The 26,108-nt window shown below is 70.9% G+C and carries 27 protein-coding genes; 12 read left to right on the top strand and 15 right to left on the bottom strand.

All coding sequences use genetic code 11. The features are described 5' to 3' along the window. Positions 1 to 40: 40 nt before the first annotated feature. The 4 genes from ACFV9D_RS03240 to ACFV9D_RS03225 all read right to left on the bottom strand — a co-directional run bounded on the left by ACFV9D_RS03240 (position 41) and on the right by ACFV9D_RS03225 (position 4,244). Positions 41 to 1,336, bottom strand: a complete 1,296-nt coding sequence (locus ACFV9D_RS03240) for a hypothetical protein (RefSeq protein WP_385140063.1) — start codon at positions 1,334 to 1,336, stop codon at positions 41 to 43. Further along, complete coding sequence (locus ACFV9D_RS03235) at positions 1,326 to 1,913, bottom strand: DUF6114 domain-containing protein (protein ID WP_385140060.1); 588 nt, start codon at positions 1,911 to 1,913, stop codon at positions 1,326 to 1,328. The genes ACFV9D_RS03240 and ACFV9D_RS03235 overlap by 11 nt, the downstream gene beginning before the upstream one ends. A gap of 107 nt (positions 1,914 to 2,020) precedes the next feature. Continuing rightward, complete coding sequence (locus ACFV9D_RS03230; RefSeq protein WP_385140057.1) at positions 2,021 to 2,674, bottom strand: DUF6230 family protein; 654 nt, start codon at positions 2,672 to 2,674, stop codon at positions 2,021 to 2,023. Positions 2,675 to 3,269: 595 nt separating this feature from the next. Next, a complete protein-coding gene (locus ACFV9D_RS03225; protein WP_385140054.1) occupies positions 3,270 to 4,244 on the bottom strand; it encodes a tetratricopeptide repeat protein in 975 nt (324 codons plus the stop codon). Between the two features lie 252 nt (positions 4,245 to 4,496). On the opposite strand from ACFV9D_RS03225, the gene ACFV9D_RS03220 reads away from it, so the two are divergent. Further along, the gene (locus tag ACFV9D_RS03220) at positions 4,497 to 5,126 is read left to right on the top strand and encodes a TetR/AcrR family transcriptional regulator (RefSeq protein ID WP_385140051.1); all 630 of its coding nucleotides are present in this window, start codon (positions 4,497 to 4,499) and stop codon (positions 5,124 to 5,126) included. Positions 5,127 to 5,136: 10 nt separating this feature from the next. Beyond that, positions 5,137 to 5,550 (top strand): PPOX class F420-dependent oxidoreductase, encoded by a 414-nt coding sequence (locus ACFV9D_RS03215; protein WP_385140048.1) that lies wholly within the window; start codon positions 5,137 to 5,139, stop codon positions 5,548 to 5,550. 59 nt (positions 5,551 to 5,609) lie between these two features. Here the strand turns inward: ACFV9D_RS03215 and ACFV9D_RS03210 are convergent, their stop codons facing one another. The 4 genes from ACFV9D_RS03210 to ACFV9D_RS03195 all read right to left on the bottom strand — a co-directional run bounded on the left by ACFV9D_RS03210 (position 5,610) and on the right by ACFV9D_RS03195 (position 9,610). Beyond that, positions 5,610 to 7,310 (bottom strand): methylmalonyl-CoA mutase, encoded by a 1,701-nt coding sequence (locus tag ACFV9D_RS03210; RefSeq protein WP_385140045.1) that lies wholly within the window; start codon positions 7,308 to 7,310, stop codon positions 5,610 to 5,612. A 71-nt stretch (positions 7,311 to 7,381) separates the two neighbouring features. Continuing rightward, entirely contained in the window at positions 7,382 to 7,714 is a 333-nt protein-coding gene (locus ACFV9D_RS03205) for a DUF3817 domain-containing protein (RefSeq protein ID WP_385140042.1), read from the bottom strand. A gap of 54 nt (positions 7,715 to 7,768) precedes the next feature. Next, positions 7,769 to 8,278: a MarR family winged helix-turn-helix transcriptional regulator gene (locus ACFV9D_RS03200; RefSeq protein ID WP_385140040.1), complete on the bottom strand. Its 510-nt coding sequence runs from the start codon at positions 8,276 to 8,278 to the stop codon at positions 7,769 to 7,771. 9 nt (positions 8,279 to 8,287) lie between these two features. After that, complete coding sequence (locus tag ACFV9D_RS03195; protein ID WP_385140037.1) at positions 8,288 to 9,610, bottom strand: MFS transporter; 1,323 nt, start codon at positions 9,608 to 9,610, stop codon at positions 8,288 to 8,290. Between the two features lie 73 nt (positions 9,611 to 9,683). Between ACFV9D_RS03195 and ACFV9D_RS03190 the strand changes: the two genes are divergently transcribed. Continuing rightward, positions 9,684 to 10,709, top strand: a complete 1,026-nt coding sequence (locus ACFV9D_RS03190; RefSeq protein ID WP_385140034.1) for a DUF5937 family protein — start codon at positions 9,684 to 9,686, stop codon at positions 10,707 to 10,709. Here ACFV9D_RS03190 and ACFV9D_RS03185 read toward each other — a convergent pair. The 5 genes from ACFV9D_RS03185 to ACFV9D_RS03165 form a co-directional block, all read right to left on the bottom strand. After that, positions 10,676 to 11,311: a TetR/AcrR family transcriptional regulator gene (locus ACFV9D_RS03185; protein ID WP_385140031.1), complete on the bottom strand. Its 636-nt coding sequence runs from the start codon at positions 11,309 to 11,311 to the stop codon at positions 10,676 to 10,678. The two genes, ACFV9D_RS03190 and ACFV9D_RS03185, sit on opposite strands and share 34 nt — an antisense overlap. After that, positions 11,308 to 11,991, bottom strand: a complete 684-nt coding sequence (locus ACFV9D_RS03180) for a DUF4166 domain-containing protein (RefSeq protein ID WP_385140028.1) — start codon at positions 11,989 to 11,991, stop codon at positions 11,308 to 11,310. Before ACFV9D_RS03180 ends, ACFV9D_RS03185 begins: the two co-directional genes overlap by 4 nt. Beyond that, positions 11,988 to 12,149: a hypothetical protein gene (locus ACFV9D_RS03175; RefSeq protein WP_385140475.1), complete on the bottom strand. Its 162-nt coding sequence runs from the start codon at positions 12,147 to 12,149 to the stop codon at positions 11,988 to 11,990. The genes ACFV9D_RS03180 and ACFV9D_RS03175 overlap by 4 nt, the downstream gene beginning before the upstream one ends. Positions 12,150 to 12,247: 98 nt before the next feature. Then, positions 12,248 to 12,541 carry an MTH1187 family thiamine-binding protein gene (locus ACFV9D_RS03170; RefSeq protein ID WP_385140025.1) on the bottom strand — a complete coding sequence of 98 codons (294 nt, stop codon included), beginning with the start codon at positions 12,539 to 12,541 and terminating at the stop codon, positions 12,248 to 12,250. Further along, complete coding sequence (locus tag ACFV9D_RS03165; RefSeq protein WP_385140022.1) at positions 12,538 to 12,882, bottom strand: DUF3817 domain-containing protein; 345 nt, start codon at positions 12,880 to 12,882, stop codon at positions 12,538 to 12,540. Before ACFV9D_RS03165 ends, ACFV9D_RS03170 begins: the two co-directional genes overlap by 4 nt. Positions 12,883 to 12,999: 117 nt before the next feature. Between ACFV9D_RS03165 and ACFV9D_RS03160 the strand changes: the two genes are divergently transcribed. From ACFV9D_RS03160 to ACFV9D_RS03145, 4 genes are all read left to right on the top strand, one after another. Next, on the top strand, positions 13,000 to 13,638 hold the full coding sequence (locus ACFV9D_RS03160) for an AIM24 family protein (RefSeq protein ID WP_137993292.1): 639 nt from the start codon (positions 13,000 to 13,002) through the stop codon (positions 13,636 to 13,638). Continuing rightward, a complete protein-coding gene (locus ACFV9D_RS03155) occupies positions 13,638 to 14,288 on the top strand; it encodes an AIM24 family protein (RefSeq protein ID WP_385140019.1) in 651 nt (216 codons plus the stop codon). The genes ACFV9D_RS03160 and ACFV9D_RS03155 overlap by 1 nt, the downstream gene beginning before the upstream one ends. Next, positions 14,285 to 15,070 (top strand): AIM24 family protein, encoded by a 786-nt coding sequence (locus ACFV9D_RS03150; protein ID WP_385140016.1) that lies wholly within the window; start codon positions 14,285 to 14,287, stop codon positions 15,068 to 15,070. The genes ACFV9D_RS03155 and ACFV9D_RS03150 overlap by 4 nt, the downstream gene beginning before the upstream one ends. 121 nt (positions 15,071 to 15,191) lie before the next feature. Beyond that, positions 15,192 to 15,668, top strand: a complete 477-nt coding sequence (locus ACFV9D_RS03145; RefSeq protein ID WP_385140013.1) for a MarR family winged helix-turn-helix transcriptional regulator — start codon at positions 15,192 to 15,194, stop codon at positions 15,666 to 15,668. 146 nt (positions 15,669 to 15,814) lie between these two features. Here the strand turns inward: ACFV9D_RS03145 and meaB are convergent, their stop codons facing one another. Together meaB and ACFV9D_RS03135 are read right to left on the bottom strand one after the other, a co-directional pair. Further along, positions 15,815 to 16,771, bottom strand: coding sequence for a methylmalonyl Co-A mutase-associated GTPase MeaB (gene meaB, locus ACFV9D_RS03140; protein ID WP_385140010.1), 957 nt, complete (start codon positions 16,769 to 16,771; stop codon positions 15,815 to 15,817). 44 nt (positions 16,772 to 16,815) lie between these two features. After that, positions 16,816 to 18,015 (bottom strand): acetyl-CoA C-acetyltransferase, encoded by a 1,200-nt coding sequence (locus ACFV9D_RS03135; protein WP_385140007.1) that lies wholly within the window; start codon positions 18,013 to 18,015, stop codon positions 16,816 to 16,818. A gap of 137 nt (positions 18,016 to 18,152) precedes the next feature. On the opposite strand from ACFV9D_RS03135, the gene mce reads away from it, so the two are divergent. From mce to ACFV9D_RS03110, 5 genes are all read left to right on the top strand, one after another. Next, positions 18,153 to 18,605 (top strand): methylmalonyl-CoA epimerase, encoded by a 453-nt coding sequence (mce, locus tag ACFV9D_RS03130; RefSeq protein WP_385140004.1) that lies wholly within the window; start codon positions 18,153 to 18,155, stop codon positions 18,603 to 18,605. A gap of 174 nt (positions 18,606 to 18,779) precedes the next feature. Beyond that, the gene (scy, locus tag ACFV9D_RS03125; protein ID WP_385140001.1) at positions 18,780 to 23,093 is read left to right on the top strand and encodes a polarized growth protein Scy; all 4,314 of its coding nucleotides are present in this window, start codon (positions 18,780 to 18,782) and stop codon (positions 23,091 to 23,093) included. 114 nt (positions 23,094 to 23,207) lie between these two features. After that, positions 23,208 to 24,146: a cellulose-binding protein gene (locus tag ACFV9D_RS03120; protein WP_385139999.1), complete on the top strand. Its 939-nt coding sequence runs from the start codon at positions 23,208 to 23,210 to the stop codon at positions 24,144 to 24,146. Between the two features lie 87 nt (positions 24,147 to 24,233). Continuing rightward, positions 24,234 to 25,208, top strand: coding sequence for an ABC transporter ATP-binding protein (locus ACFV9D_RS03115; RefSeq protein ID WP_385139996.1), 975 nt, complete (start codon positions 24,234 to 24,236; stop codon positions 25,206 to 25,208). A 3-nt stretch (positions 25,209 to 25,211) separates the two neighbouring features. Further along, on the top strand, positions 25,212 to 25,991 hold the full coding sequence (locus ACFV9D_RS03110) for an ABC transporter permease (protein ID WP_385139993.1): 780 nt from the start codon (positions 25,212 to 25,214) through the stop codon (positions 25,989 to 25,991). The last annotated feature ends 117 nt before the right edge of the window (positions 25,992 to 26,108 follow it).

The following is a 26,108-nucleotide window of genomic DNA, read 5'->3' as shown; positions in this document are numbered from 1 at the left end:
GGATGGGTTCGTGACGCGATCGGTGACGCGGGTGACGCGATCAGTTGGGCTCGATCGTGTTGCGCAGGCCCGGGACCGTGAGCGTGCCGCCGAACTGGCCGGCCTGGATGACCTCGACGTCCGTGAAGATCGCGAACGGTACGTCGAGCGGCGGCGGGGTCTCCGGGCTGAAGGTGACCGGGATGAGGCCGAAGAGGTTGCCCTTCAGCCTCTCCGTGTACATGGTCACCGTGCCGTTGCTCATGGTCGACGTCGAGCCCTTGTCGGACCGTACGTGTCCGGTGAGGCCGTCCGAGTGGACCGTGCGCTGGTGCAGGTCCTTGATGTCCACGCCGTCCTTCGCGGTGAACTTCAGGACCTTCTTGATCTTCCCGCTGCCCGTCTTCACCTCGACGATGCCGTGGTACTTGAGTCCCTTCAGCGTGAGCTTCGTGCTGTTCAGGATCCACGGCTCGTCCGGGAGCAGCGGGATGCCGGGCTCCAGCTCCGCCGCCGCCAGCGCCTCCGGGTCGGGCTCGGGGCACGGGAAGCGCGGCTTGGCGCCCTCGGGTATGTCCTCGTCCTTCTTGGCGTCGAGGCCCTTGGCGTCCTCCGGCAGCTCCTCGACCTTGGCACCGACCTTGTCGGCGGCCTCCTCGATGGCGGCCTTGGTCGTGTCGACCTCGGAGTCGGCCGGCGTGTCGGCCTTGTCCGCCGTGGCCGCCGTGTCCGTCTTCGGGGCGGTCTCCGGGGCTGTCGTCGCCGGCTTCTCGCTCGCCGAGGCGGTGGGCGACGGCGTGCTCGACGGCGTGCTCGTCGGCTCGGGGTCGGGCCCGTCGAACAGGTCCTTGATCTTGTCGCCGAGGCCCAGCGGGTCGAGCGGGTTGACGCTCTTCGTCGCGGTGGGTGTCGGGGCCGGGGCCTCCTGCTGCGTGGTGGCGCGCTGCTCCGTACCGGCGGTCGCCGAAGGGCTGGCCGTCGGCTTGGGCGACTCCTGCTCCTCGGTGGCCTCCGGCTTCGGCGAGGTGGTGGCGCTCGCGCTCGCCGTGGGCTTCGGGCTCTCGGTCTCCGCGGGCTTCGTCGACTCCTCGGCCACCGGCTCGTCCGAGCGGGTCACGCACGGACCGGGCGCGAAGGGGATGTCCTTCTCGTCGGCGAGGGCGAGCTTGGGCGCCATGCCCATGCCCATCAGGACGGCGGTCGGCATGGCCGCCAGGGCCATCGCCTTGCCCGCCGGCCCCTGGATCTTGTTCAGCAGAGACTTGCGCGGAGCCGCGTGCCGCGGACCCCTACCTGCAAGAGTGGCGCCGTCCCCAGCCGTCGCCGACTGCGGCGACTGTGTTTCGTCACCCCGCACTGTTCCTCCCGCCGTTGGCGTCGATCGTCGTTTCGGTCGCCTGCGCGTCCTCCGCGGCACGCTGCTCGGGGAACGGGGCCTTCTCGAAGTCGACCGCGTGGGTCTCCTCCGCTGCCTCGGTTCCCTGCGGCTGACCGTCGTTCTCGTGCTCGCCCTGCAGGGCCTCCGCCTCGGCCGTCTCCTCCACCGGGACGCCCGGCGCCCAGGCGATCGACATCCCGCCACCGACAAGGGAGAGCAGGAATCCGATGACGAGGCCGCCGAAGTTCGACACCGGGATGGAGACGAGCCCCAGCACGATGGCCGCGACACCCGCGAACACCCGCACGATCGGCTGGAACCACATCGTCAGACCGAGCGTGATGAGCAGGACGCCGATGATCAGCGCGCCGGCTCCGGCGGTCGTGGCGATGGCGATCGTCATGTTGCCGAGTCGCATGTCGCCGTACGGGAGATACGCGATCGGTACGCCGCCGAGGATGGTGAGCAGGCCCGCCCAGAAGGGGCGCTCGCCCCGCCAGGTACGGAAACGGTTCTCGCTCGGGACTCCGCGGGAAGCAGTGGACTCGGCGCTCATGGAAAACAGCTCCCTGGAAGCGGTGTTGCGTAAGAAAGGTGGCGAACAGCGGTACGGGACCGGAGCGGGTGGGGACGTACTGCACGGCCCCACCCGCGGGGCACGTACTACTCGGTGAAGCACTCCTTGGGAGCACCCGTGTGCAGCTTCAGCTTCAGGTCGGGAAGCTTGAAGGTGGCGGCGGTCGTCGCCCACGCCTTCTGCCTCACGTCCGTCAGCTTCGCCTCCTCGGCGCGCTGCGAGAAGCCGTACGGGTTGGCCGTCGTGCCGGGCTGGATGCCGGGCTTGCCGTCGGCCTTCGGGAGCTTGCCCGCGGCCACGCCGATGTCGATCTTGCCGAACTCGGCGTCCGCCTCGAGCGACGAGACATCCAGGTAGATGTCCTTCGCGTACACCGGGTTCTTCGCGTCCGTACCGGCCCGCAGCTCCAGCGAGACGTTGCCGAGGAACGGCACGTTCGGCGTCACGACGGACTGGCACATGTTGGTGATCCAGGCCTCGGAGAAGCCCGAGACGCCGACCGGCTGCGCGAACGGCTTGCCCTCGAGGTCCTTGCCCGAGACGACATTGCCGTACTGGACGAAGTCCTTACCGACAAGGCTGTCGGCCTTCACCTTGAACTCCTGGCCGGAGATGCTGAAGGACGCGGCAAGCGCACCCTGAGCCAGGCCGACACCGATCGCGGCCGTCGCGGCCACACTCGGCACCATGACAACGGCGAACCGCTTCCATCTGGTCCCGCCACGAACCTGGGACTTCATGAGAATCCTCCTTCTCGGACGTACATCTCCGGATGGGCCCAGGGGCCCGTCCTGGGATGGGAGAAGTGCTACGTCCTCGGGAAGGAGCGCCGAACACCGGGCGCGACGCGCGTCCGATTCACCGGCGATCACCCCCGAGCGACAACCACTGGCCACGCCTTGCGCGCAACCTGCTTGGACAGGCCCTGCCCGAGAGCAGGAACCCCCCTGTCCACGGCCGGCGCCACTGTCGCCGACCCGCTCGGTGGGGACCCTCGCCGCCAACCCGGTTGGTTGCCGGGCTGATGCGGTGGAGGACCGAGCGTCGCCGATCGTGGTCCATTCCGGGCCGGGGCACAAGGGGGTTCGTTACTGACTAGTAACGGCTGGATAACCACGCCACGACAGGGCGATGTCGCCCGGCCACACAGGGTGCAGCTCACCGGGGCCGTACATCAGGAGGATGAGGATGAAAGCCGGACAGAATGCCGGGTTCGATTTACTACAAGTAACAGCGGCCGCGATTACCAAGTTTTGGTAAAGCGCGGCCGCGATTTGTCACTGTGTCGCCAAATCGGCGCGATTCGGCGGGCCCTGAGGTGGGCCGGGGACGGGCCTAGAACAGCACCCGCGCGAGGGCCTGACGGGCCGCCGTGACCCGCGGGTCCTCCGGACCGATGACCTCGAACAGCTCCAGGAGCCGCAGCCGCGCCGCGTCCCGGTCCTCGCCGGCCGTACGCCGTACGGCGTCCACGAGCCGACCGAAGGCGTCCTCGACGTGACCGCCCACGAGATCGAGATCGGCGGCGGCGATCTGCGCGGTGACGTCGGCCGGATTGTCCGCCGCGCTCTTGCGCACCGCCTGCGGGTCCATGTCCTGCACCCGGGCGAGCAGCTCGGCCTGGGCCAGACCCAGCTTGGCCTCCGGGTGACCGGGGTCGTCGGCGAGCACGTTCTTGTACGCCTGGACGGCGCCGGCCAGGTCACCGGCGTCCAGCGCCGACATGGCCGCCTCGAGCAGCGCGTCGTACGGGCCGGCCGGCACCGGGGCCTCGGCGACCGCACCGGAGGCGTCGGCGTCCGGGTCGACGGCGATGCCCGTGAGACCGAAGCGCTCCTCGCCGACCTGGATCAGCTGGTCCAGGGTCTGCCGGATCTGGGCCTCGGGCGCCGCGCCCTGGAAGAGCGGCAGCGCCTGGCCGGCGACCACCGCGAAAACGGCCGGAATTCCCTGGATGCCGAACTGCTGCATCAGCATCTGGTTGGCGTCGACATCGACCTTCGCGAGCAGGAAGCGGCCGTTGTACTCGACGGCCAGCCGCTCCAGGAGGGGGCCGAGCTGCTTGCACGGCTCGCACCACTCGGCCCAGAAGTCGATGACGACCGGAACCTCGGCCGAGCGCTGCAGGACATCGCGCTCGAAGCCGGCCTCGTCGACATCGATCACCAGGGCAGAGGGGGAGACCGCCGCCGCGCCACCCTGCCGGGCGGCCTCGGCACGCGCCTGCTCCGCCTTCGCCTTGGCCTCTCCGGCCGCCTTCACCGCGGCGAGGTCGACGACGCCGCTCATGGACATGTTTCTGGGCTGCATGAGTACATCCTCCCCCTTCCGCGCACGTAACCGGTACGTCATGGCTGAACCGTGCACCGGAGTGCACGGTTCGTGTTCTGTTGCACCGGGTCCCCACCTGGTGCGTGTGGTCGTCGCTCGAGGCCGATCAAGCCTTTCGCTACGGGTCGTAGCGTAACTGTCCGGGTCGCCCCACGGGAAGGACTCCTCGGTGAACTGGCTCACATCACCGACCTCTGGCGCAATACCTACCGGCGGGTATGGTCGGTCCCCATGTGTAGCCGCACCAGTTCCCGCAGCCGTACCGGACGCCCCCGCAGTGTCGAGGCCGATGCCGCGATCCTCGAGGCGACCCGTGCCGCCCTGGTCGAACTGGGCTGGTCCAAGCTGACGATGGGCGACGTGGCCGGCCGGGCCGGGGTCGCCAAGACCACCCTCTACCGGCGCTGGGCCGGTAAGAACGAACTGGTCGTGGACGCCGTCGCCGTCCTCTTCGACGAACTCGAACTCCCCGACCTGGGTTCCCTCCAGGCCGACATCGAGCACGTGGTGCTGCAGTTCGCCGCGCTGCTCCAGCGGCCGGAGACCAAGACGGCCCTGATGGCGGTGGTCGCGGAGTCCACCCGCGACGAGCCGCTGCGCGAGCGCATCCGCAGCTCCATCGTGGACCGGCAGAAGCGGCTGGTTCTGGAGGGTCGCCAGCGCGCCCAGGAGCGCGGCGAACTGCCCGCCGACCGGGACCCGGCGTCGATCGACGACACCGACGACCTGATCTTCGACGTGATCGCGGGCGCGGTGGTCCACCGGGCCCTGGTGAGCGCGGAGCCCGTCGACGAGGCATGGGTCAAGCGCTTCACCGCCCTGCTGATCGGCGGCCTCGGCGCGGCGGCGGCCACACCCTAGGGTGACGGTCGTGACGATCAATCTGAACAGCACCGTACGCGCGCTCCTGGACGACACCAACCCGGCGATCCTGGCCACCGTCCACCCCGACGGCTCTCCGCAGACCTCGGTCGTCTGGGTGGCCAGAGACGGTGACGAGCTGCTGATCTCCTCCCAGGACGGCCGCCGGAAGGTGCGCAACATCCAGGCCGATCCCCGGGTCAGCCTGACCGTGTACGACCGCGAGGACGCTCAGCTGTACGCCGAGGTACGGGGCACGGCCACGGTCACCGAGGACGTCGGCCGCGCGCTCGCGATCGCGTTGGACGAGCACTACGAGGGTCCGGGCGCCGGCCAGGACTACCTCGACCTGCCGCCGGAGGTCGTACGGGTGGTCATCCGCATCACGCCCACGAAGGTGGTCGGTTCGGCGGCCGCGCGGTAGTCGGCGAAGAAGAGGGGCGGTACCGGACGTCCGGTACCGCCCCTCTCTCGTCCGTACGGCTAGAAGCCCGGGGGCTCCGTGTAGATGCCCCACTCCTCGCGGAGGACGTCGCAGATCTCGCCGAGCGTGGCCTCCGCGCGTACCGCGTCGAGCATCGGGCCGATCATGTTCGAGCCGTCCCGGGCCGCCGCCAGCATCGAGTCGAGCGCCGCGCTGACCCGGGCGTCGTCGCGGCGGGCCTTGCGCTCGCCGAGGACACGGACCTGCTCCCACTCGACCTCGTGGCTGACCCGGAGGATCTCCAGGTCGCCGGTGACCGAGCCGTGGTGGACGTTGACGCCGACGACGCGCTTGTCGCCCTTCTCCAGGGACTGCTGGTACTGGAAGGCGGACTCGGCGATCTCGCCGGTGAACCAGCCGTCCTCGATGCCGCGCAGGATGCCGGAGGTGATCGGACCGATCGGGTGCTGCCCGTCCGGGTGGGCGCGGCGGCCGCGCTCCTTGATCTGGTCGAAGATCTTCTCGGCGTCGGCCTCGATGCGGTCGGTGAGCTGCTCCACGTACCAGGAGCCGCCGAGCGGGTCGGCCACGTTGGCCACGCCCGTCTCCTCCATCAGCACCTGCTGCGTGCGCAGCGCGATCTCGGCGGCCTGCTCGCTGGGGAGCGCGAGGGTCTCGTCGAGGGCGTTGGTGTGCAGCGAGTTGGTGCCGCCGAGGACCGCGGAGAGCGCCTCCACGGCGGTCCGTACGACGTTGTTGTACGGCTGCTGGGCGGTGAGCGAGACACCGGCGGTCTGGGTGTGGAAGCGGAGCCACTGGGCCTTGTCGGTCTTCGCCCCGTAGACCTCCTTCATCCAGCGCGCCCAGATCCGGCGGGCGGCGCGGAACTTGGCGATCTCCTCGAAGAAGTCGAGGTGCGCGTCGAAGAAGAAGGACAGGCCGGGCGCGAAGACGTCGACGTCCAGGCCGCGGGAGAGGCCGAGCTCCACGTAGCCGAAGCCGTCGGCGAGGGTGTACGCGAGCTCCTGCGCGGCCGTCGCCCCGGCCTCGCGGATGTGGTAGCCGGAGACGGAGAGCGGCTTGTACGCCGGGATGCCCTGCGCGCAGTGCTCCATCAGGTCGCCGATGAGGCGCAGATGGGGCTCGGGCTGGAAGAGCCACTCCTTCTGCGCGATGTACTCCTTGAAGATGTCGGTCTGGAGCGTGCCGTTGAGCACGCCCGGGTCGACACCCTGGCGCTCGGCGGCGACCAGGTACATGCAGAAGACGGGCACGGCGGGCCCGGAGATGGTCATCGAGGTGGTGACGTCGCCGAGCGGGATGCCCTTGAACAGGACCTCCATGTCTGCGGCGGAGTCGATGGCGACACCGCAGTGGCCGACCTCGCCGAGCGAGCGCGGGTCGTCGGAGTCGCGGCCCATGAGGGTGGGCATGTCGAAGGCGACCGAGAGCCCGCCGCCACCGGCGGCCAGGATCATCTTGTACCGCTCGTTGGTCTGCTCGGCGTTGCCGAAGCCGGCGAACTGGCGGATGGTCCAGGTCCGGCCGCGGTAGCCGGTCGGGTGCAGGCCCCGGGTGAAGGGGTACTCCCCGGGCCAGCCGATGCGCTCGAAGCCCTCGTAGCTGTCCCCGGGCCGGGGCCCGTAGACGGGGTCCACGGGGTCGCCGGAGAGCGTGGTGAAGTCCGCGTCGCGCTTGCGGGCCTTGTCGTACCGGGCCTGCCAGCGGCGGCGGCCTTCTTCGATGGCGTCAGCGTCCATGCTTCGAATTTACTAGGACGTCCTAGTAAATGTCGATGGCAAACCCCCGCACATCTGTGCGGGGGTGCGTGTCAGGCCTTGGCCGGGGCCGGCTGCGCGCCGCTGACCAGCGGAAGCGTCTCGCGGACGACCTTGCGCTCGACGAAGAAGGCGGCGAAGGGAATCGTCCCGGACAGCAGCACCCACAGGAGCTTGCCGAACGGCCACTTCGCCTTGGAGCCCAGGTCGAAGGCGAAGATCAGATAGATGATGTAGAGGACACCGTGGGCCTGGGAGACCGCGAAGGTCACGTCCTCGCCCCTGTCGAACCCGTACTTGAAGACCATGCAGGTGCACAGCACGAGCAGCATGACGGCGGTCACGTACGCCATGACGCGGTAACGGGTCAGCACGCTGGATTTCATGCCGTCGAGCGTAACGGCACGTTCCGGGCGATCTTCGCGCGGGCCCCTCCCCCGCTACTTCTCCTCGAAGTCCTCCGCCGCGACGCGCAGCGGACGCAGCATCGCGAAGATCTCCGCGCACTCCTCGGCGTCATAGACCCCCAGCCCGAAGTCCATCGCCATCAGGTCGCGGGTGGCCGCCTCGACCACCTCTCGGCCCTTCTCGGTGATGGAGGCGAGGGTTCCGCGGCCGTCGTTGGGGTTGGGCCGCTTGTCGACGAGACCGGACTTCACGAGCCGGTCCACCGTGTTCGTCACGGACGTGGGGTGGACCATCAGCCGCTCGCCGATCTTGGACATCGGCAGCTCACCGGCCTTGGAGAAGGTGAGCAGCACCAGCGCCTCGTAGCGCGCGAAGGTCAGCCCGTACGGCTTGACGACGGAGTCGACCTCGGCGAGGAGGATCTGGTGGGCCCGCATGATCGAGGTGATCGCGGCCATCGAGGGGACGGGTCCCCAGCGGTTCTGCCAGAGCTCGTCGGCGCGGGCGATGGGGTCGAACGGGAGACTGAGCGGCTTCGGCACGCGTCGACCTTACCCACTGGTCACATGGTGGTCAGCCCCGTCTCGTACTTCGGTCGCACGGACCTCGGCGACGAGCGCCAGGACGCAGACGGTGCCGAGCACGCCCGCGCCGACGACCACGAGGTGGACGGGGAGGAACTCGGCGGCGAGACCGGCCCCGGCCATGCCGACGCCCTGGATCGTCATCATGCCCGCGGTCATCAGGGTCATGGCCCGGCCCCGCTGCTCCTCGGGGACGGCGGCGACGAACCAGGCGTCGAGACCGAGCGTGTACGCGCCGGTGGCGCCGGCCAGGAGGAGGGCGACGGCGGCGAGGGCGACGCCGGGCTCGACGGCGTAGAGGAGGAAGGGCAGCAGCCCCACTGCCACGAGCGGGACGACGATCCGCTCGCGGACCCGGGCGCTGAGGGCGGAACCGGCGAAGAGCTCGCCCGCGATGGTGCCGACGGGCATCGCGCACATGAGTAGGCCGAGGGCGGCGGTGGAGGCGCCGATCTCGCGGGCGTAGGGGGCGGCGAGGGCCTCGGGGGTGACGACGAAGAGGGGCGGCACCCAGAACATCAGCATCAGCGCGCGGACGCGGCGGTCGCGCAGGACGCCCCAGGTCCCGCCGAGCCCCTGGCGCTCGCCGGCCGCGGTCGCGCGGGCGGGGCGGTGGGCCGTGCCGAAGCGCAGGAGCAGCGCGGAGGCGAGGAAGGTGGCGGCGGTGATCGCGATGGCGCCGCGCGGCGGCACGACGGTGAGCAGCACGCCGCCGACACCGAACCCGGCGAGCAGGGCGCTCTGCGAGACGATCCGGAGGAGGGAACGGCCGAGTACGAACAGGTCGCCCTCGCCGAGGATGTCGGCGAGGGTCGCCATCCGGGTCCCGTTGAAGACCGGCGCGACAGCGGCGACGGCACACCGCAGCACGAGCAGCCCGGCGACCGGGGTCACGGGCGCGACCATGAGGGCGACACAGCCGGCACAGACGAGATCACAGACGACCAGCACCCGCCGGGCCGGGTACCGGTCGGCGACGCCGGCGAGCAGGGTGCCGCCGAGCAGATACGGCAGGAAGCCGAGGGCGAAGGTGAGGGAGGAGAGGAGCGGCGAGCCGGTGAGGTCGTAGACGAGCACGGTGAGCGCGATCTCGCTGACGACGACCCCGAGCAACGAGAACAGATGCGCGACGAACACGACCCTGAACTCCCGCACGGCGAACACGGCGCGGTATCCGGCACTCGGCGGGGCAGCGATCTGCGGCTTCGTCTCGGGCGGGCTCGGGGCGGCGGGGGTGGGGCCTGGCGCCGCGTCGGGGGCTGCGGGGGTGCTGGGGGGCTGCTTCGGCATGGGGCGAGCCTCGCGTCGGGAGTCGGCCCCGCCCTAGACTTTCGGCTCCAGACGAATCACTCCGCGAGGCTTCATGCCGTACCACCTCCACTTCGGCGAGGCCGACCCGCTCCGGATCCGGTTCGCGCTCTCGCCGCTCTGGGAGACGCACTCCGCCGTGCGGGTGCTCGCGCGGCCCCGGCAGCAGGGGTACCACCTGCCCTGGCTGCGGCGGATCCGCGGCGCGGCCGAGGGGATCGATCTCGAGCCGCTGCAGCTGCTGATGCCCCTGCACGGGCACAGCCCGGACTTCCTCTACCCGCCACCCCTCGGGCCCGCCGCCTCCTTCGAGGAGGAGATCGCGGCCGTACGCGAGACCGATCCGGTCCTCGCCCGGGACGACTTCGCGCGGGCGCTCGATGACACGCCCGGCGCCGCGGCGACCGACGAAGGGCGGCGGATGCTCGCCGACCCGGCGGGCACCGTCCAGCGGCTCGCCGATCTGCTCCAGGTCGCCTGGGACGCCCTCATCGCCCCCGAGTGGCCCCGGCTGCGGGCCCTGCTCGAGGCCGACGTCGCCTATCACTCCCGCAGGCTGGCGGAAGGCGGCCTGGAGCGCCTCCTCGGTGAGCTGCACCCCGGCTTCGACTGGGCCGCCGACCGTGCCACGCTCACCGTCGCCTACCGCGGCGAGCACGTCCGCGCCCTGGACGGACAGGGCCTCGTCCTCATGCCGTCCGTCTTCACCTGGCCCGACGTGGTGAGCGGCTTCGACCCTCCCTGGCAGCCGACCGTCGTCTACCCGGCGCGCGGGATCGGCGGGTTGTGGACCGAGGCCCGCGACCGGACGCCCGACGCGCTCGCCCGGCTCCTCGGCCGGGCCCGCGCGGACGTGCTGTGCGCGCTGGACGAACCGGCCGGCACGAGCGCGCTCGCGCACCGGCTCGGCCTCGCCCCGTCCTCCGTGTCGGCGCACCTGTCCGTCCTGAGGGAGGCGGGGCTGCTGACGTCCCGCCGGTACGGCCACCAGGTGCTGTACGAGCGCACCCCGATCGGCATGGCCCTCACCGGCGCCCCGGACGGTTCTCAGGGAGCGGAGTTCCGGCGGCGCAGCGTGTAGCGCACCGCCTTCTGGGCGACGGGCCCCAGCTCCTCGAGCGCCGTCATCAGCGTGCCGAGCTGTTCGAGCGCGGCGAGGGCCGCCTCGGCCCCGGCGGGGTCCACTCCCTCGTACAGCTCCATGCCGACGAAGGACGCGGCGACCGCGCGGGCGAGCCCTGCGGGGTCGGTGAACTCGCCGATGGGGCTCCCGGCCAGGACCCGGGTGAGGACCCGCTCGATCTCGACGATCCACAGGTCGAGGCCGGCGGCGGTGGCGGGGGCGAGCGGCGGGTGGGTCTGGGCGCCGGCGAGCAGCTGGCCGAGGACGGCGACATGGCCGGCGGCCCGCTCCTCCGCATGCATCTCCCGCCCGAACGCGAGCAGCTCGCTGAGGCTCTCGATGCGACCGAGCCGGTCGCGGTAGCGCGCCACGCGCTGCTCGGAACCGTGCCGGCAGGCGGCGGCGAGGAGCTCGTCGACGGAGCCGAAGTGGTAGAAGACCAAGGCCTGGTTGACGCCCGCGGCCGCGGCGACGGACCGCGCGGACGTCTTGGCGATCCCCTGCTCGACGAGGGTCCGCAGGGCTCCTTCGAGCAGCTTCTCCTTGGTCTCCTGGCTCACGCCCGTACCTCCTCGCGCACGGGGCGCAGCCCGGCGCGCACCCCGTGGGAGCGTACGTCGGCGTACTCGGCCGTGAACGACCCCTCGTAGCCGAAGAGCGGCCCGAAGCGGCGGTTGACCACGCGGACGCGGATGCGGAAGCGGCCGGTCTCGTCGTCGTACGACTCCCGCACCTCGGCGTCGCCGCCGATGAGTTCGGGGACGCGGAAGTCCAGCGGGCCCTCGCGGAAGCGGTGTTCGCCGGAGCGGATGAGCAGCGAGCCGTCGGGCTCGGCGGACAGGTGCAGATCGCTGGCGAGGTGCTGGTGGGTGCCGAGGTAGTCGAGGACGCAGTCGCGCTCGGGGCTGTGGATCATCGTGGCGTCGAAGCGCCGGGGTCCGCCGGGCAGCGCGAAGGTCCGGACGAAGGTGACGGTCTCGCGGCCGTACGAGTCGACGTACGGCACGTTCTCGATGGTGAAGGGGATGTCGCGGCCGGTACGCGGCACGAGGATGTGCCGCGTACCGCCGAACTCCAGGAACGGCTTGACGAAGGCGCGGCCGTGCCAGATCCGGTCCATCACGCCCCGCCCGACGCAGGATTCCCCGCTGTCGAGCCCGACGGAGAACCGGCGCTGGAGCTGCGGATGCAGCCGCTCGAAGGCGGCGTCCCCCATGGCACGGCGGAAGATCGAGGTCATATCTGCTCCAGTTCGTCGAGCAGCGGGTGCGGCGAGGCGAACCGGAGCGCGGACACCCGCTCGCCGCCGGCCCGGTGGCGCTCCCCCGCGGAGACACCGGTGCCGGCGACGGTCTCCCCCGAGCCCCAGCCCAACCCCACTTTTGAGCGACTGCTCAACGGGAAGGTAGCCGATTTTGAGCACTCGCTCAACCGGTGGGCGCGAAAAAGCCCCCGGCCCATCGGGACCGGGGGCTTCTCCTTGTGCGGGGGCGGGTTCAGCCCGCCAGGTGGCGCTCCACCGTGGCGACCTTCGAGGCCAGGCCGTCGGTGACGCCGGGCCGGACGTCGGCCTTGAGGACGAGCGAGACGCGCGGAGCACGTGCTTCCACGGCGGCGACGGCGCGCTTGACGACGTCCATCACCTCGTCCCACTCCCCCTCGATCGAGGTGAACATCGCGTCGGTACGGTTCGGCAGACCCGACTCCCTGACGACCCGGACGGCGTCGGCGACGTACTCGCCGACCTCCTCGCCGACACCGAGCGGGGTGACCGAGAAGGCGACGATCACGCGTTCACCGTGCCTTCACGGCGGGCGCGGGAGGCGATGACCGCGTCCTCGGCCTCGCGCTTGAGCTTGCGCTCGGCGAAGAAGCCGCCGAGGGGCAGCACGGAGAGGACGAAGTAGAGCGCCGCCGTCTTGAAGTTCCACTTGGTGCGGTTCCAGGCGTCGAGCCAGAAGAGCACGTAGAGGATGAAGAGGACGCCGTGGACCGCTCCCATGACCGGGACCGCGTTGAAGTCGGTCGTCCGCTTCAGCACCGAGCAGACCAGCAGAAGCAGGAAGGACACGGCCTCCGGGGCGGAGACGAGTCGGAGTCGCTGGAGGGAGGAGGCGGTCTTGATGTCCACGGGGGTCACCTTCGGTGGGAGGGGGCCGGTGATCTTGTGAATGGATGCACAAGCGTCGCCCCATTGTGGCACCCGACTTTGCTGTCCCTTTGTCCGGGGGCCCCGTAACCTCGCTCCGTGGCAACGTTCCGACTCCAAGGCAGCAAAGTGCTCGCCGTCTCCATGACCGGCGACGCCGTCAAGGCCAAGAACGGCTCGATGGTCGCCTACGACGGCCAGATGGCCTTCAAGAAGATGTCCGGCGGCGGTGAGGGCCTGCGCGGCATGGTCACCCGTCGGCTGACCGGCGAGCAGATGGAGGTGATGGAGGTGAAGGGCCAGGGGACCTGCTGGTTCGCCGACCGCGCCTCCGAGATCAACCTCGTCTCCCTGCACGGCGACAAGCTCTACGTCGAGGCGAGCAATCTGCTCTGCACCGACGCGGGGCTGCGCACCGGCACGAGCTTCACCGGGCTGCGCGGCGGAGCGACCGGCAACGGCCTCTTCACCACGACGGTGGAGGGCACGGGCCAGGCGGCGATCATGTCCGACGGCCCGGCGGTCGTCCTGCGCGTGACCCCGCAGTACCCGCTCTCCGTCGACCCCGGCGCGTACATCGCCCACCAGGGCAACCTCCAGCAGAGCTTCCAGTCCGGTGTGACCTTCCGCACCTTCATGGGCGAGGGCGGCGGCGAGGCCTTCCAGATCCGCTTCGAGGGCGACGGGCTCGTGTACGTCCAGCCGAGCGAGCGGAACACGATCGGGGGCGACGTCTGATGCCGTTCCGCGAGATCAACTCCAAGATGGTCGAGGCCCAGGTGATCCCCGGGCAGCGCATGTTCAGCCAGCGGGGCGCGATGCTCGCCTACCGCGGCGACGTCACTTTCACGCCGAACATGGCCGGCGGCCAGGGCAGTGTGATGTCGATGATCGGCCGCCGCGTGGCGGGCGAGGCGACACCGCTGATGACCGTCGAGGGCAACGGCACGGTGATGTTCGGGCACGGCGGCCACCACATCCAGGTGATCCAGCTGACCGGCGACACCCTGTACGTCGAGGCCGACCGCCTCCTCGCCTTCGACGGCACCCTGGAGCAGGGCACGATGTTCATGGGCTCCCAGGGCGGCGTCATGGGCATGGTGCGCGGCCAGGTGACGGGCCAGGGGCTCTTCACGACGACGCTCAAGGGCCACGGCGCAGTCGCCGTCATGGCACACGGCGGGGTGATCGAGCTGCCGATCACCCCGGGGCGCGCGGTCCATGTGGACCCGCAGGCGTACGTCGCGCACCACGGCGACGTACGGAACAAGCTCTCCACCGCGCTGGGCTGGCGCGACATGGTGGGGCGCGGCTCGGGCGAGGCGTTCCAGCTGGAGCTGAGCGGCAGTGGTGCGGTGTACGTGCAGGCCTCGGAGGAGAAGCTGTGACCGGTCCCGTCGTTCTCGACCCGCACTCGCTCCCGTCCGACGACAACGTCAATCCGTACACCTTCTGCGTGGAGCTCAAGGGCTCCCAGTGGTTCCTGCAGAAGGGCAAGATGATCGCCTACTACGGGCGGATCGACTTCAACGGCATCGGTCACGGGCGCCTCGACCGCCTGGTCCGTACGTCGTTCCACTCACCGCTGCACGCGAGCGACTGGGTGGTGGCGGAAGGCAGCGGCAAGATGCTGCTCGCCGACCGGGCCTTCGACGTCAACTCCTTCGACTTGGACGAGGGCAACCTGACGATCCGTTCGGGCAACCTGCTCGCGTACCAGCCGACATTGGCGCTGAAGCAGTCGATCGTGCCGGGCTTCGTGACGCTGATCGGCACGGGCAAGTTCGTGGCGGCGTCGAACGGGCCGGTGGTCTTCATGGAGCCGCCCATGCGGGTGGACCCGCAGGCCCTGGTGGGCTGGGCGGACTGCCCGTCCCCGTGCCACCACTACGACCACGGGTACATGACCGGCGTGATGGGTGGCGTACGGGCTCTGACGGGGATCGGCGGCACCTCGGGCGAGGAGCACCAGTTCGAGTTCGTGGGGGCGGGTACGGTACTGCTTCAGTCGACGGAGCTGCTGATGCCGGAGCGGGCGATCGGCGGGACGCCGGCGCAGGCGGGGGTGCCGGGCGGTCACGGACCGGTCGGTTCCGGCCATGGCCAGGGCGGTTCCGTACCGCGCCTTCCCGGACAGCTCGGGGACCTCCAGCGTCGCTTCGGGCTGTAGCCGGTAGTCTGCGGAGTGTGACGCCCTCGAACGTCTGCACCCGTATATCGGGGCCCCCGGGTGCCTGGCGTCACACTTTCCTACTTCGTCCAGTATTCAACTTCTTAGGTAGAATCCATATATGGAGACCGAGACGGCCACCCCCTGGCTCACCGACGCCGAGCAGTGCGCATGGCGCACGTACCTGGACGTCAACAGGATGCTCACCTACCAGATGGAGAAGGACCTCCAGCCCTTCGGCCTGACCATGAACGACTACGAGATCCTGGTGAATCTGTCGGAGTCGCCGGATCGGCGTCTGCGGATGAGCGACCTCGCGACGGCGACGCTGCAGTCCAAGAGCCGCCTCTCGCACCAGATCACGCGCATGGAGAACGCGGGGCTCGTGCGCCGCGAGAACTGCGAGTCGGACCGCCGGGGCCTGTACGCGGTGCTGACCGACCACGGCATGGACACGATGCGCAAGGTGGCGCCGCACCACGTGGAATCGGTGCGCAAGCACTTCATCGACCAGCTCAGCTCCGAGGCGCTGGGCGACCTCCACGAGTCCCTGAAGCCGGTGGCGGAGCAGCTGAGGGGCCGGCGCGGCAAGCCGTGACGGCTTAGCCGGGGCCCCACCCCGCCCTACCCGTCCCAGGGCAGCCGCACTTCGAAGCGCGCGCCCTCGGACGGGGCACCGTCGGACCGCGCGGCCGCCACCGTCAGGTCACCGCCGTGGCGTCGTGCCCACAACGGGGGACGGAATCACGCGCCCGTCAGGCTCGCGATCAGTTCGTCGGAGGCCGCGTACGGGTCCAGTTCGCCCGCCACGATGCGCTCCGCAAGTGCGTCCAGGCGTCGGTCGCCGTGGAGGTCGCCGATCCGTTCGCGCAGTGCCGTGACCGCGATCGTCTCGACCTCACGGGCCGAGCGCGAGCGGCGGCGCTCCGCCAGGACGCCGTGCTCCTCCATCCACGCGCGGTGCTTCTCGAGCGCCTCGACGACCTCGTCGATGCCCTCGCCCCGCGCCGCGACCGTCTTGACGATCGGCGGCCGCCAGTCACCCGGACCGCGGGCCTCGCCCAGGCCCAGCATGTGGTTCAGCTCGCGGGCCGTCGCGTCCGCGCCGTCCCGGTCCGCCTTGTTGACCACGTACACGTCGCCGATCTCCAGGATGCCCGCCTTCGCGGCCTGGATCCCGTCGCCCATGCCCGGCGCGAGGAGCACCACCGACGTGTCGGCCTGGGAGGCGATCTCCACCTCCGACTGCCCGACGCCCACCGTCTCCACGAGGATCACGTCGCAGCCCGCCGCGTCCAGGACGCGGATCGCCTGCGGCGCCGCCCAGGCGAGCCCGCCCAGGTGGCCGCGGGTCGCCATCGAGCGGATGTAGACGCCCGGGTCGGAGGCGTGCTCCGACATCCGGACCCGGTCGCCGAGCAGCGCTCCCCCGCTGAAGGGGGACGAGGGGTCGACGGCCAGGACGCCGACCCGCTTGCCCGCCCGCCGGTACGCCGCGACCAGCGCGGACGTCGACGTGGACTTGCCCACGCCGGGCGAGCCCGTCAGGCCCACCACGTACGCGCCGCCGGTCAGCGGCGCCAGCGCCGCCATCACCTCGCGCAGCTGCGGGGACGCCCCCTCCACGAGCGAGATCAGCCGGGCCACGGCGCGCGGCCGGCCCTCCCGTGCCTGGGCGACCAGTTCGGGGACGTCCACCATCTTCAACCGCTCCTTGGTTCCGGTGCTACTTGCCGGGGCTGCGTCTACTTGGGAACGCGAACGATCAGAGCGTCACCCTGACCACCGCCACCGCACAGCGCCGCCGCGCCGACGCCGCCGCCGCGCCGCTTGAGCTCCAGGGCCAGGTGCAGCACCACACGGGCGCCGGACATGCCGATCGGGTGCCCCAGCGCGATCGCGCCACCGTTGACGTTCACCTTTTCCGGGGTCACGCCGAGGTCCTTCATTGACTGCACCGCGACGGCCGCGAACGCCTCGTTGATCTCGATCAGGTCGAGGTCCTCGACGCCCAGGCCCTCCTTCTTCAGGGCGTGCTGGATCGCGTTGGACGGCTGCGACTGCAGCGAGTTGTCCGGGCCCGCGACGTTGCCGTGGGCGCCGATCTCGGCGATCCACTCCAGGCCCAGCTCCTCGGCCTTCGCCTTGCTCATCACGACCACGGCGGCGGCGCCGTCCGAGATCTGCGAGGAGGTGCCGGCGGTGATGGTGCCGTCCTTGGCGAAGGCGGGACGCAGCTTGCCGAGCGACTCGGTGGTCGTCTCGCCGCGGATGCCCTCGTCCTTGGCGAAGATGACCGGGTCACCCTTGCGCTGCGGGATCTCGACCGGGGTGATCTCGGCCTCGAAGATGCCGTTCTTCTGAGCGGCGGCGGCGCGCTGGTGCGACAGCGCGGCGATCTCGTCCTGGTCGGGACGGGCGATGCCGAGGCGGGTGTTGTGCTTCTCGGTGGACTCGCCCATCGCGATGTTCTCGAAGGCGTCGGTCAGGCCGTCGTACGCCATGGCGTCGAGCATCTCGATCGCGCCGTACTTGTAGCCCTCGCGGGACTTCGGCAGCAGGTGCGGGGCGTTGGTCATCGACTCCTGGCCGCCGGCGACGACCACGTCGAACTCACCCGCGCGGATGAGCTGGTCGGCGAGCGCGATGGCGTCGAGGCCGGACAGACACACCTTGTTGATGGTGAGCGCCGGGACGCTCATCGGGATGCCGGCCTTGACGGCGGCCTGGCGGGCGGGGATCTGGCCGGCGCCCGCCTGGAGCACCTGGCCCATGATCACGTACTGCACCTGGTCGCCGCCGATGCCGGCCCGGTCGAGCGCGGCCTTGATGGCGAAGCCGCCCAGCTCCGCGCCGGAGAAGGACTTGAGGGAACCGAGCAGCCGTCCCATGGGCGTGCGGGCGCCCGAGACGATCACTGAGGTGGTACCGGTCGTTCCAGACATGAGGCACAGCCCCTTGAGATGAGGAGTGAACGAGGGTTTACCGCCAATGTACTGAGCGGTGCCGCGCCCGGTCACCGGGCAGCCGGTGTGACGGCGCGCACGTTGCGTAACCATCCCCCTGGCGCTGCACTGGAGGAATGCTGACGCGAATCGACCACATCGGGATCGCCTGTTTCGACCTCGACAAGACCGTCGAGTTCTACCGTGCGACCTACGGTTTCGAGGTGTTCCACTCCGAGGTGAACGAGGAGCAGGGCGTCCGCGAGGCCATGCTCAAGATCAACGACACCTCCGACGGCGGCGCCTCGTACCTCCAGCTCCTGGAGCCCACCCGCGAGGACTCCGCGGTGGGCAAGTGGCTGGCCAAGAACGGCGAGGGGGTGCACCACATCGCCTTCGGCACGGCCGACGTCGACGGGGACGCCGCGGACATCCGTTCCAAGGGCGTCCGGGTCCTCTACGACGAGCCGAGGATCGGCTCCATGGGCTCCCGCATCACCTTCCTCCACCCCAAGGACTGCCACGGCGTACTGACCGAACTGGTCACGTCGGCAGAGCCGTCGGGCGACCACTCCTCCGCGGAGCACTGACCCCCGGATTCCTGGCCCGGTAGAGTGGGCGGCTCCGGGCCGGGGCCGGTCGGTGCCGCATGCCATGCGGCGTCGAAGTCGGGGTATCCGATCTGCCACGATTCCCGGGGGGCCGTTCTCCGGGGAACGGTGCTCGTTGGAGTGTTGCGACCAGGGGACGGATGGGACCGCGCAGTGCGGGGCTACGAACGCCAGGAGAGCCACCGAGCTGAAGACGACCATCTTTCGCGGTTCGAAGCCGAGATGGACCGGCTGAAGACCGAGCGGGAGAAGGCCGTCCAGCACGCCGAGGACCTCGGTTACCAGGTCGAGGTCTTGCGCGCCAAGCTCCACGAGGCGCGCCGCACCATCGCATCCCGCCCCGCGTACGACAGCGCGGACATCGGCTACCAGGCCGAGCAGCTTCTGCGCAACGCGCAGATCCAGGCCGACCAGCTGCGCCAGGACGCCGAGCGCGAGCTGCGCGAGGCACGCGCACAGACCCAGCGCATCCTGCAGGAGCACGCCGAGCACCAGGCCCGGCTCCAGGCCGAGCTGCACGCCGAGGCCGTCCAGCGCCGGCAGCGCCTGGACCAGGAGCTGGCGGAGCGCCGCCAGACCGTCGAGGCGCACGTCAACGAGAACGTCGCCTGGGCCGAGCAGCTGCGCGCCCGTACGGAGTCCCAGGCCCGCCGCCTGATGGAGGAGTCCCGCGCCGAGGCCGAGCAGTCGCTCGCCGGCGCGCGCGCCGAGGCCACCCGGCTCGCCGAGGAGACCCGCCAGCGGGTCGGCTCGGAGGCGGAGGCCGCCCGTGCGGAGGCCGAAGCGATTCTGCTGCGTGCCCGCAAGGACGCCGAGCGGCTTCTGAACGCCGCGTCCACGCAGGCGCAGGAGGCCACCAGCCACGCCGAGCAGCTGCGTTCCTCCACCACCGCCGAGACCGAGCAGGCCCGTCAGCAGGCGACCGAGCTCTCCCGCGCCGCCGAGCAGCGGCTCCAGGAGGCCGAGGACCGGCTCCGCGAGGCCCGGGCGGAGGCCGAGAAGGCGCTGTCCGAGGCGAAGGAGGCGGCCGCCAAGCAGCTGTCCTCCGCGGAGTCCGTCAACGAGCAGCGCACCCGTACCGCGAAGGCGGAGATCGCCCGGCTCGTCGGTGAGGCCACCAAGGAGGCGGAGACCCTCAAGGCGGAGGCCGAGGAGAAGCTCCGCGAGGCGAACGCCGAGGCGGAGAAGCTGGTCTCGGAGGCGTCCGACAAGGCGCGTACGGTCGCGGCCGAGGACTCCGCCGCAGCCCTGGCCAAGGCGGCCCGTACCGCCGAGGAGGTCCTCACCAAGGCGTCCGAGGACGCCCAGGCGACCACCCGCAAGGCCTCCGAGGAGGCCGAGCGCATCCGCCGCGAGGCCGAGGCCGAGGCGGACCGGCTGCGCAACCAGGCCGAGGAGCAGGCCGACGAGCTGCTCGGTTCGGCGAAGGACGACACCAAGGAGTACCGCGCCAAGACGGTCCAGCTGCAGGAGGAGGCGCGCCGGCTGCGCGGCGAGGCCGAGCAGCTGCGGGCCGAGGCGGTCGCCGAGGGCGAGAAGATCCGCGGCGAGGCGCGGCGCGAGGCCGTCCAGCAGATCGAGGAGGCGGCCAGGACCGCCGAGGAGCTGCTGACCAAGGCCCGTACGGACGCCGACGAGCTGCGCGCGAGCGCGGGCGCGGAGGGCGAGCGGGTCCGCTCGGAGGCCATGGAGCGGGCGCAGACGCTGCGTACGCAGGCCGAGGAGACCCTGGAGCGCACCCGCGCCGAGGCCGAGCGGATGCGCACGGAGGCCGAGGAGCAGGCCGATTCGGTGAAGGAGGCCGCCGAGCGGGACGCGGCCGGCCTGCGTGAGGACGCCGAGCGGGCCGCCGAGGCCCGGCACGCGGAGGCGGCCGAGGAGCTGACCCGGCTGCACACCGAGGCCGAGTCGCGGGTCGAGAGCGCCGAGCAGCAGCTCACCGACGCCCGCGCCGAGAGCGAGCGCCTCCGGCGCGAGGCCGCCGAGGAGACCGAGCGACTGCGCACGGAGGCCGCCGAGCGGATCCGTACGCTCCAGGCGCAGGCCGAGCAGGAGGCCGAGCGGCTGCGCACGGAGGCCGCGTCGGACGCGTCCACCGCGCGCGCCGAGGGCGAGGCCGTCGCCGTGCGGCTGCGGACGGAGGCGTCGACGGAGGCCGAGCGGCTGAAGTCGGAGGCGCAGGAGACCGCGGACCGGGTACGGGCCGAGGCCGCGGCCGCCGCGGAGCGGATCGCGACCGAGGCCGCCGAGACGCTGTCCGCCGCGCAGGAGGAGGCCAACCGGCGCCGCCGGGAGGCCGAGGAGACGCTGGAGTCGGCCCGTTCCGAGGCCGGCCGCGAGCGCGAGCACGCCCGCGAGCAGTCCGAGGAGCTGCTCGCCTCCGCCCGCAAGCGGGTGGAGGAGGCGCAGACCGAGGCGCAGCGCCTGGTCGAGGAGGCGGACCGGCGGGCCACGGAGATGGTGTCCGCGGCCGAGCAGACGGCGCAGGAGGTACGGGACTCGGTCGCCGGTCTGCGCGAGCAGGCCGAGGAGGAGATCACCGGTCTGCGCAGCGCCGCCGAGCACGCGGCGGAGCGCACCAGGACCGAGGCGCAGGAGGAGGCGGACCGGGTCCGCGCCGACGCGTACGAGGAGCGGGAGCGGGCCACCGAGGACGCCAACCGCGTCCGGACGCGCGCCCAGGAGGAGTCCGAGGCCGCGAAGGCGCTGGCCGAGCGGACGGTCGCGGACGCGATCGCCGATTCGGACAAACTGCGGACGGACACGGCCGAGTACGCCCAGCGGGTACGGACCGAGGCGACCGAAGCGCTGGCCGGCGCCGAGCAGGACGCGGCCCGGACCCGTGCGGACGCCCGCGAGGACGCCAACCGCATCCGTTCCGAGGCGGCGGCGGAGTCCGAGCGGCTGACCGCCGAGGCGGATGAGCTGGTCACGGTCGCCCGCGCGGAGGGCGACCAGATCCTCGACGAGGCCCGCAAGGCCGCGGACAAGCGGCGCGCGGACGCGGCCGAGCAGGCGGACACGCTCATCGGCGAGGCCACGGCCGAGGCGGAGCGGCTGACCGCCGAGGCGGAGGCGCTGCGGACCGAGGCCGAGCAGCTGAAGACGGACGGCGAGGCGCACGCTCAGGCGCTGCGGGTCGCCGCCCTGGCCGACGGCGAGCAGGTCCTCGACGACGCCCGCAAGGCAGCGGACAAGCGGCGTACGGACGCGGCCGAGCAGGCCGACGCGCTCATCGCGGAGGCGACGAGCGAGGCCGAGCGGATCACCACCGAGGCGGCCGAACTCCTGGAGTCGACCGAGCAGGACGCGCTGCGGCTGCGGACCGAGGCCGAGCAGGTCAAGGCGGACGGCGAGGTCGAGGCGGAGGCGCTGCGCGCGGCCGCGCGGGCAGACGGCGAGCAGGTCCTCGACGAGGCCCGCAAGGCGGCGGACAAGCGGCGCGCGGACGCGGCCGAGCAGGCGGACACGCTCATCGGCGAGGCCAGGAGCGAGGCCGAGCGGATCGGCGCGGAGGCCGCCGACGAGGCGGAGCGGCTGCGTGCCGAGGCCGCGGACAACGTGGGGCAGGCGCAGCAGGCCGCCGAGCGGATCCGCGCCGAGGCCGACCGCGTCAAGGCGGATGCCGAGGCGGCGGCGGAGCAGATGCGCTCCGAGGCGCGTGCCGAGGCCGACCGTACGCTCGACGAGGCGCGCGAGGCGGGTGCCAAGCGTCGCGCGGACGCGGCCGAGCAGGCCGACCAGCTCATGGCGAAGGCTCAGGAGGAGGCGCTGCGCGCCACCACCGAGGCGGAGTCGCAGGCGGACACGATGGTCGGCGCGGCCCGTCAGGAGGCCGAGCGGATCGTGGCCGAGGCGACCGTCGAGGGCAACTCGCTGGTGGAGAAGGCGCGCACGGACGCGGACGAGCTGCTGGTCGGTGCGCGCAGCGACGCGACGGCCATAAGGGAGCGGGCCGAGGAGCTGCGGGCCCGGATCGAGGGCGAGATCGAGGAGCTGCACGAGCGGGCGCGGCGCGAGACGGCCGAGCAGATGAAGACGGCGGGGGAGCGCGTCGACAAGCTGGTGAAGGCCGCCACCGAGCAGCGGGCCGAGGCCGAGGAGAAGTCCAAGGAGATGCTCTCCGAGGCGAGTTCGGAGGCGAGCAAGGTCCGGATCGCCGCTGTGCGGAAGGCGGAGGGGCTGCTCAAGGAGGCCGAGCAGAAGAAGGCTTCGCTCGTCGGCGAGGCGGAGAAGATCAAGGCGGAGGCCGAGGCCGAGGCCGAGCAGATGATCTCCGAGGGCAAGCGGGAGCTGGATGTGCTGGTGCGCCGCCGCGAGGACATCAATGCGGAGATCTCCCGTGTCCAGGACGTCCTCGAAGCGTTGGAGTCTTTCGAGGCACCCACCGCGGGGACGAAGGACGGGGTCAAGGCGGGTGCGTCAGCGGGGGCAACACGTTCGAGTGGCAAGTCTTCCGAGGGCTAGCCACTCAAAAGGCTGGACATTCTCCAGATCAAACGGGCATCCGCTCGATGACACGCCGCTTCGGCCCCTAGGATTCCCCCTAACACCTCACCGGTCTCATTCGACAGGAACCCCATGAGCGACACTTCCTCCCCCTTCGGCTTCGAGCTCGTGCGGCGTGGTTACGACCGCGGTCAGGTGGACGACCGCATTACCAAGCTCGTCGCCGACCGTGACAGTGCTCTGGCCCGAATCACCTCTCTGGAAAAGCGCATCGAGGAACTCCACCTCGAGACGCAGAACGCCCAGGCCCAGGTCACCGACGCAGAGCCGTCGTACGCCGGCCTCGGTGCCCGCGTCGAGAAGATCCTCCGCCTCGCCGAGGAGGAGGCGAAGGACCTGCGCGAGGAGGCCCGTCGCGCCGCCGAGCAGCACCGCGAGCTGGCCGAGTCCGCCGCCCAGCAGGTGCGCAACGACGCCGAGTCGTTCGCGGCGGAGCGCAAGGCGAAGGCCGAGGACGAGGGCGTTCGGATCGTCGAGAAGGCGCAGGGTGAGGCCAACTCGCTGCGTGCCGAGGCACAGAAGGACGCGCAGTCCAAGCGCGAGGAGGCGGACGCCCTCTTCGAGGAGACCCGCGCCAAGGCCGCCCAGGCCGCCGCGGACTTCGAGACCAACCTGGCCAAGCGCCGCGAGCAGTCGGAGCGCGACCTGGCCTCGCGTCAGGCCAAGGCCGAGAAGCGCCTCGCCGAGATCGAGCACCGCGCCGAGCAGCTCCGTCTGGAGGCCGAGAAGCTGCGCACGGACGCGGAGCGCCGCGCCCGCCAGACGGTCGAGACGGCCCAGCGCCAGGCCGAGGACATCGTGGCCGACGCGAACGCCAAGGCCGACCGCATCCGCTCGGAATCGGAGCGCGAGCTGGCGGCGCTGACGAACCGCCGCGACTCGATCAACGCGCAGCTGACCAACGTCCGCGAGATGCTGGCGACGCTGACCGGTGCCGCGGTGGCGGCGGCCGGCTCCCCGGTCGACGACGAGCCGGTCACCCGCGGCGTCCCGGCCCAGCAGTCCCGGTAAGCACTCCCGGTAACCGGAACGCGAACACCCACAAAACCCTCCGTCATTCCAGTGGCGGAGGGTTTTGCGCGCCCGTAGCGTGGTCGCATGATCGAGCTCGAGGCCCTGACGAAACGGTTCGGATCGAAGACGGCCGTCGACCATCTCTCCTTCCAGGTCCGGCCCGGCGTGGTCACGGGCTTCCTCGGGCCCAACGGCGCGGGCAAGTCGACGACCATGCGCATGATGCTCGATCTCGACAACCCGACCAGCGGTACGGTCCGGATCGACGGCAAGCACTACCGCGAACTCCAGGAGCCGTTGAAGTACATCGGGGCGCTGCTCGACGCCAAGGCGATGCATGGCGGCCGGTCCGCGTACAACAACCTGCTGTGCCTCGCGCAGTCCAACCGCATTCCGTCGAGCCGGGTCGGCGAGGTCCTCGATCTGGTCGGTCTGACGCCGGTCGCGCGGAAGAAGTCGAAGGGCTTCTCGCTGGGCATGGGCCAGCGGCTGGGAATCGCCTCGGCGCTGCTCGGTGATCCCGAGATCCTGATGTTCGACGAACCCGTCAATGGTCTGGACCCCGAGGGAATTCACTGGATCCGCAATCTGATGAAGGCGCTCGCCGCCGAGGGCCGGACGATCTTCGTTTCCAGCCATCTGATGAGCGAAATGGCTCTGACGGCCGATCATCTGATCGTCATCGGACAGGGAAAACTGCTGGCCGACACCTCGATGGCGGATTTCATCCACCAGAATTCCCGGAGTTACGCACGCCTGCGCTCGCCGCAGCAGGAACGGCTGAAGGACATCCTGCACGCCAACGGCTTCACCCCCGTCGAGGTGGGCGGCGGCACGTTGGAGGTGGACGGGGCGACCACCGAGAAGCTGGGTGAGCTCGCCGCCGAGAACGGGATCGTGCTGCACGAGCTGAGCGCCCAGCGCGCCTCCCTGGAGGAGGCGTTCATGCAGATGACGGCCGGTGCGGTGGAGTACCACGCGCACGGCACGGACGTACACGGCGCGGACGCGCCCCCCGCCGCCGGCCCCCGCTGGGGCGAGACCACCAAGGGAGCCTGAACGATGGCAGCGGTATCCGCGGTCCTGCAGTCGGAGTGGACCAAGATCCGGACGGTCTCCTCGACGGTCTGGACCCTGGCGAGCGCGCTCCTGGTGACGGTGGCGATGAGCGCGGCGCTGTGCGCCCTGCTGAAGTCGACCTTCGACGATCTCTCGCAGGCCGAGCAGGCGACCTTCGACCCGACGTTCGTCAGCTTCTCCGGGATGGTGCTCGGCCAGCTGGCGATGGTCGTCTTCGGCGTCCTGGTGGTCGGCACCGAGTACAGCTCGGGCATGATCCGCACGTCCCTGGCGGCGGTCCCGCAGCGGGCGACGTTCCTCTTCAGCAAGATCGCGGTGGCCGGCGCGCTCGCGCTGGTGGTGGGCCTGGCGACCAGCTTCCTGTCGTTCTTCCTGGGCCAGGCGCTGCTGGGCGAGCACCGCACCTCTCTGGGCGCGGACAACGTGCTGCGGGCGGTCGTGGGCGGCGGGCTCTACATGGGTCTGATCGCGCTCTTCTCGATGGGCGTGGCGGCGATGCTGCGCTCGTCGATGCTCTCGCTCGGCATCCTGGTCCCGTTCTTCTTCCTGGTCTCGCAGATCCTCTCGGCCGTTCCGAAGGCCAAGGAGGTGGCGCTCTACTTCCCCGACCAGGCCGGCTCCAAGATCATGCAGGTCGTCCCGGACGCCATGAACACGGAGGAGGCTCCGTACGGCCCCTGGGGCGGGCTCGGCATCATGCTGATCTGGGTGGCGGTCGCGCTGCTCGGCGGCTACCTGGTGATGAAGAAGCGGGACGCATAACGCTCACGTGACGCTTTCGGCTTCGCTGGAACCGTCAATGGCTCGATAAGCTCCTAGCTCATACGGGGGGCTCCGGCTGTCGGCCTCGGCCCCGACGCGAACCCGACCTGTCGATGG

The organism is Streptomyces sp. NPDC059875, from assembly GCF_042731085.1.
Taxonomy (GTDB): Bacteria; Actinomycetota; Actinomycetes; order Streptomycetales; family Streptomycetaceae; genus Streptomyces.
Note: the sequence above shows the minus strand (reverse complement) of the source record. Positions and strands in the feature narration are given on the sequence as shown.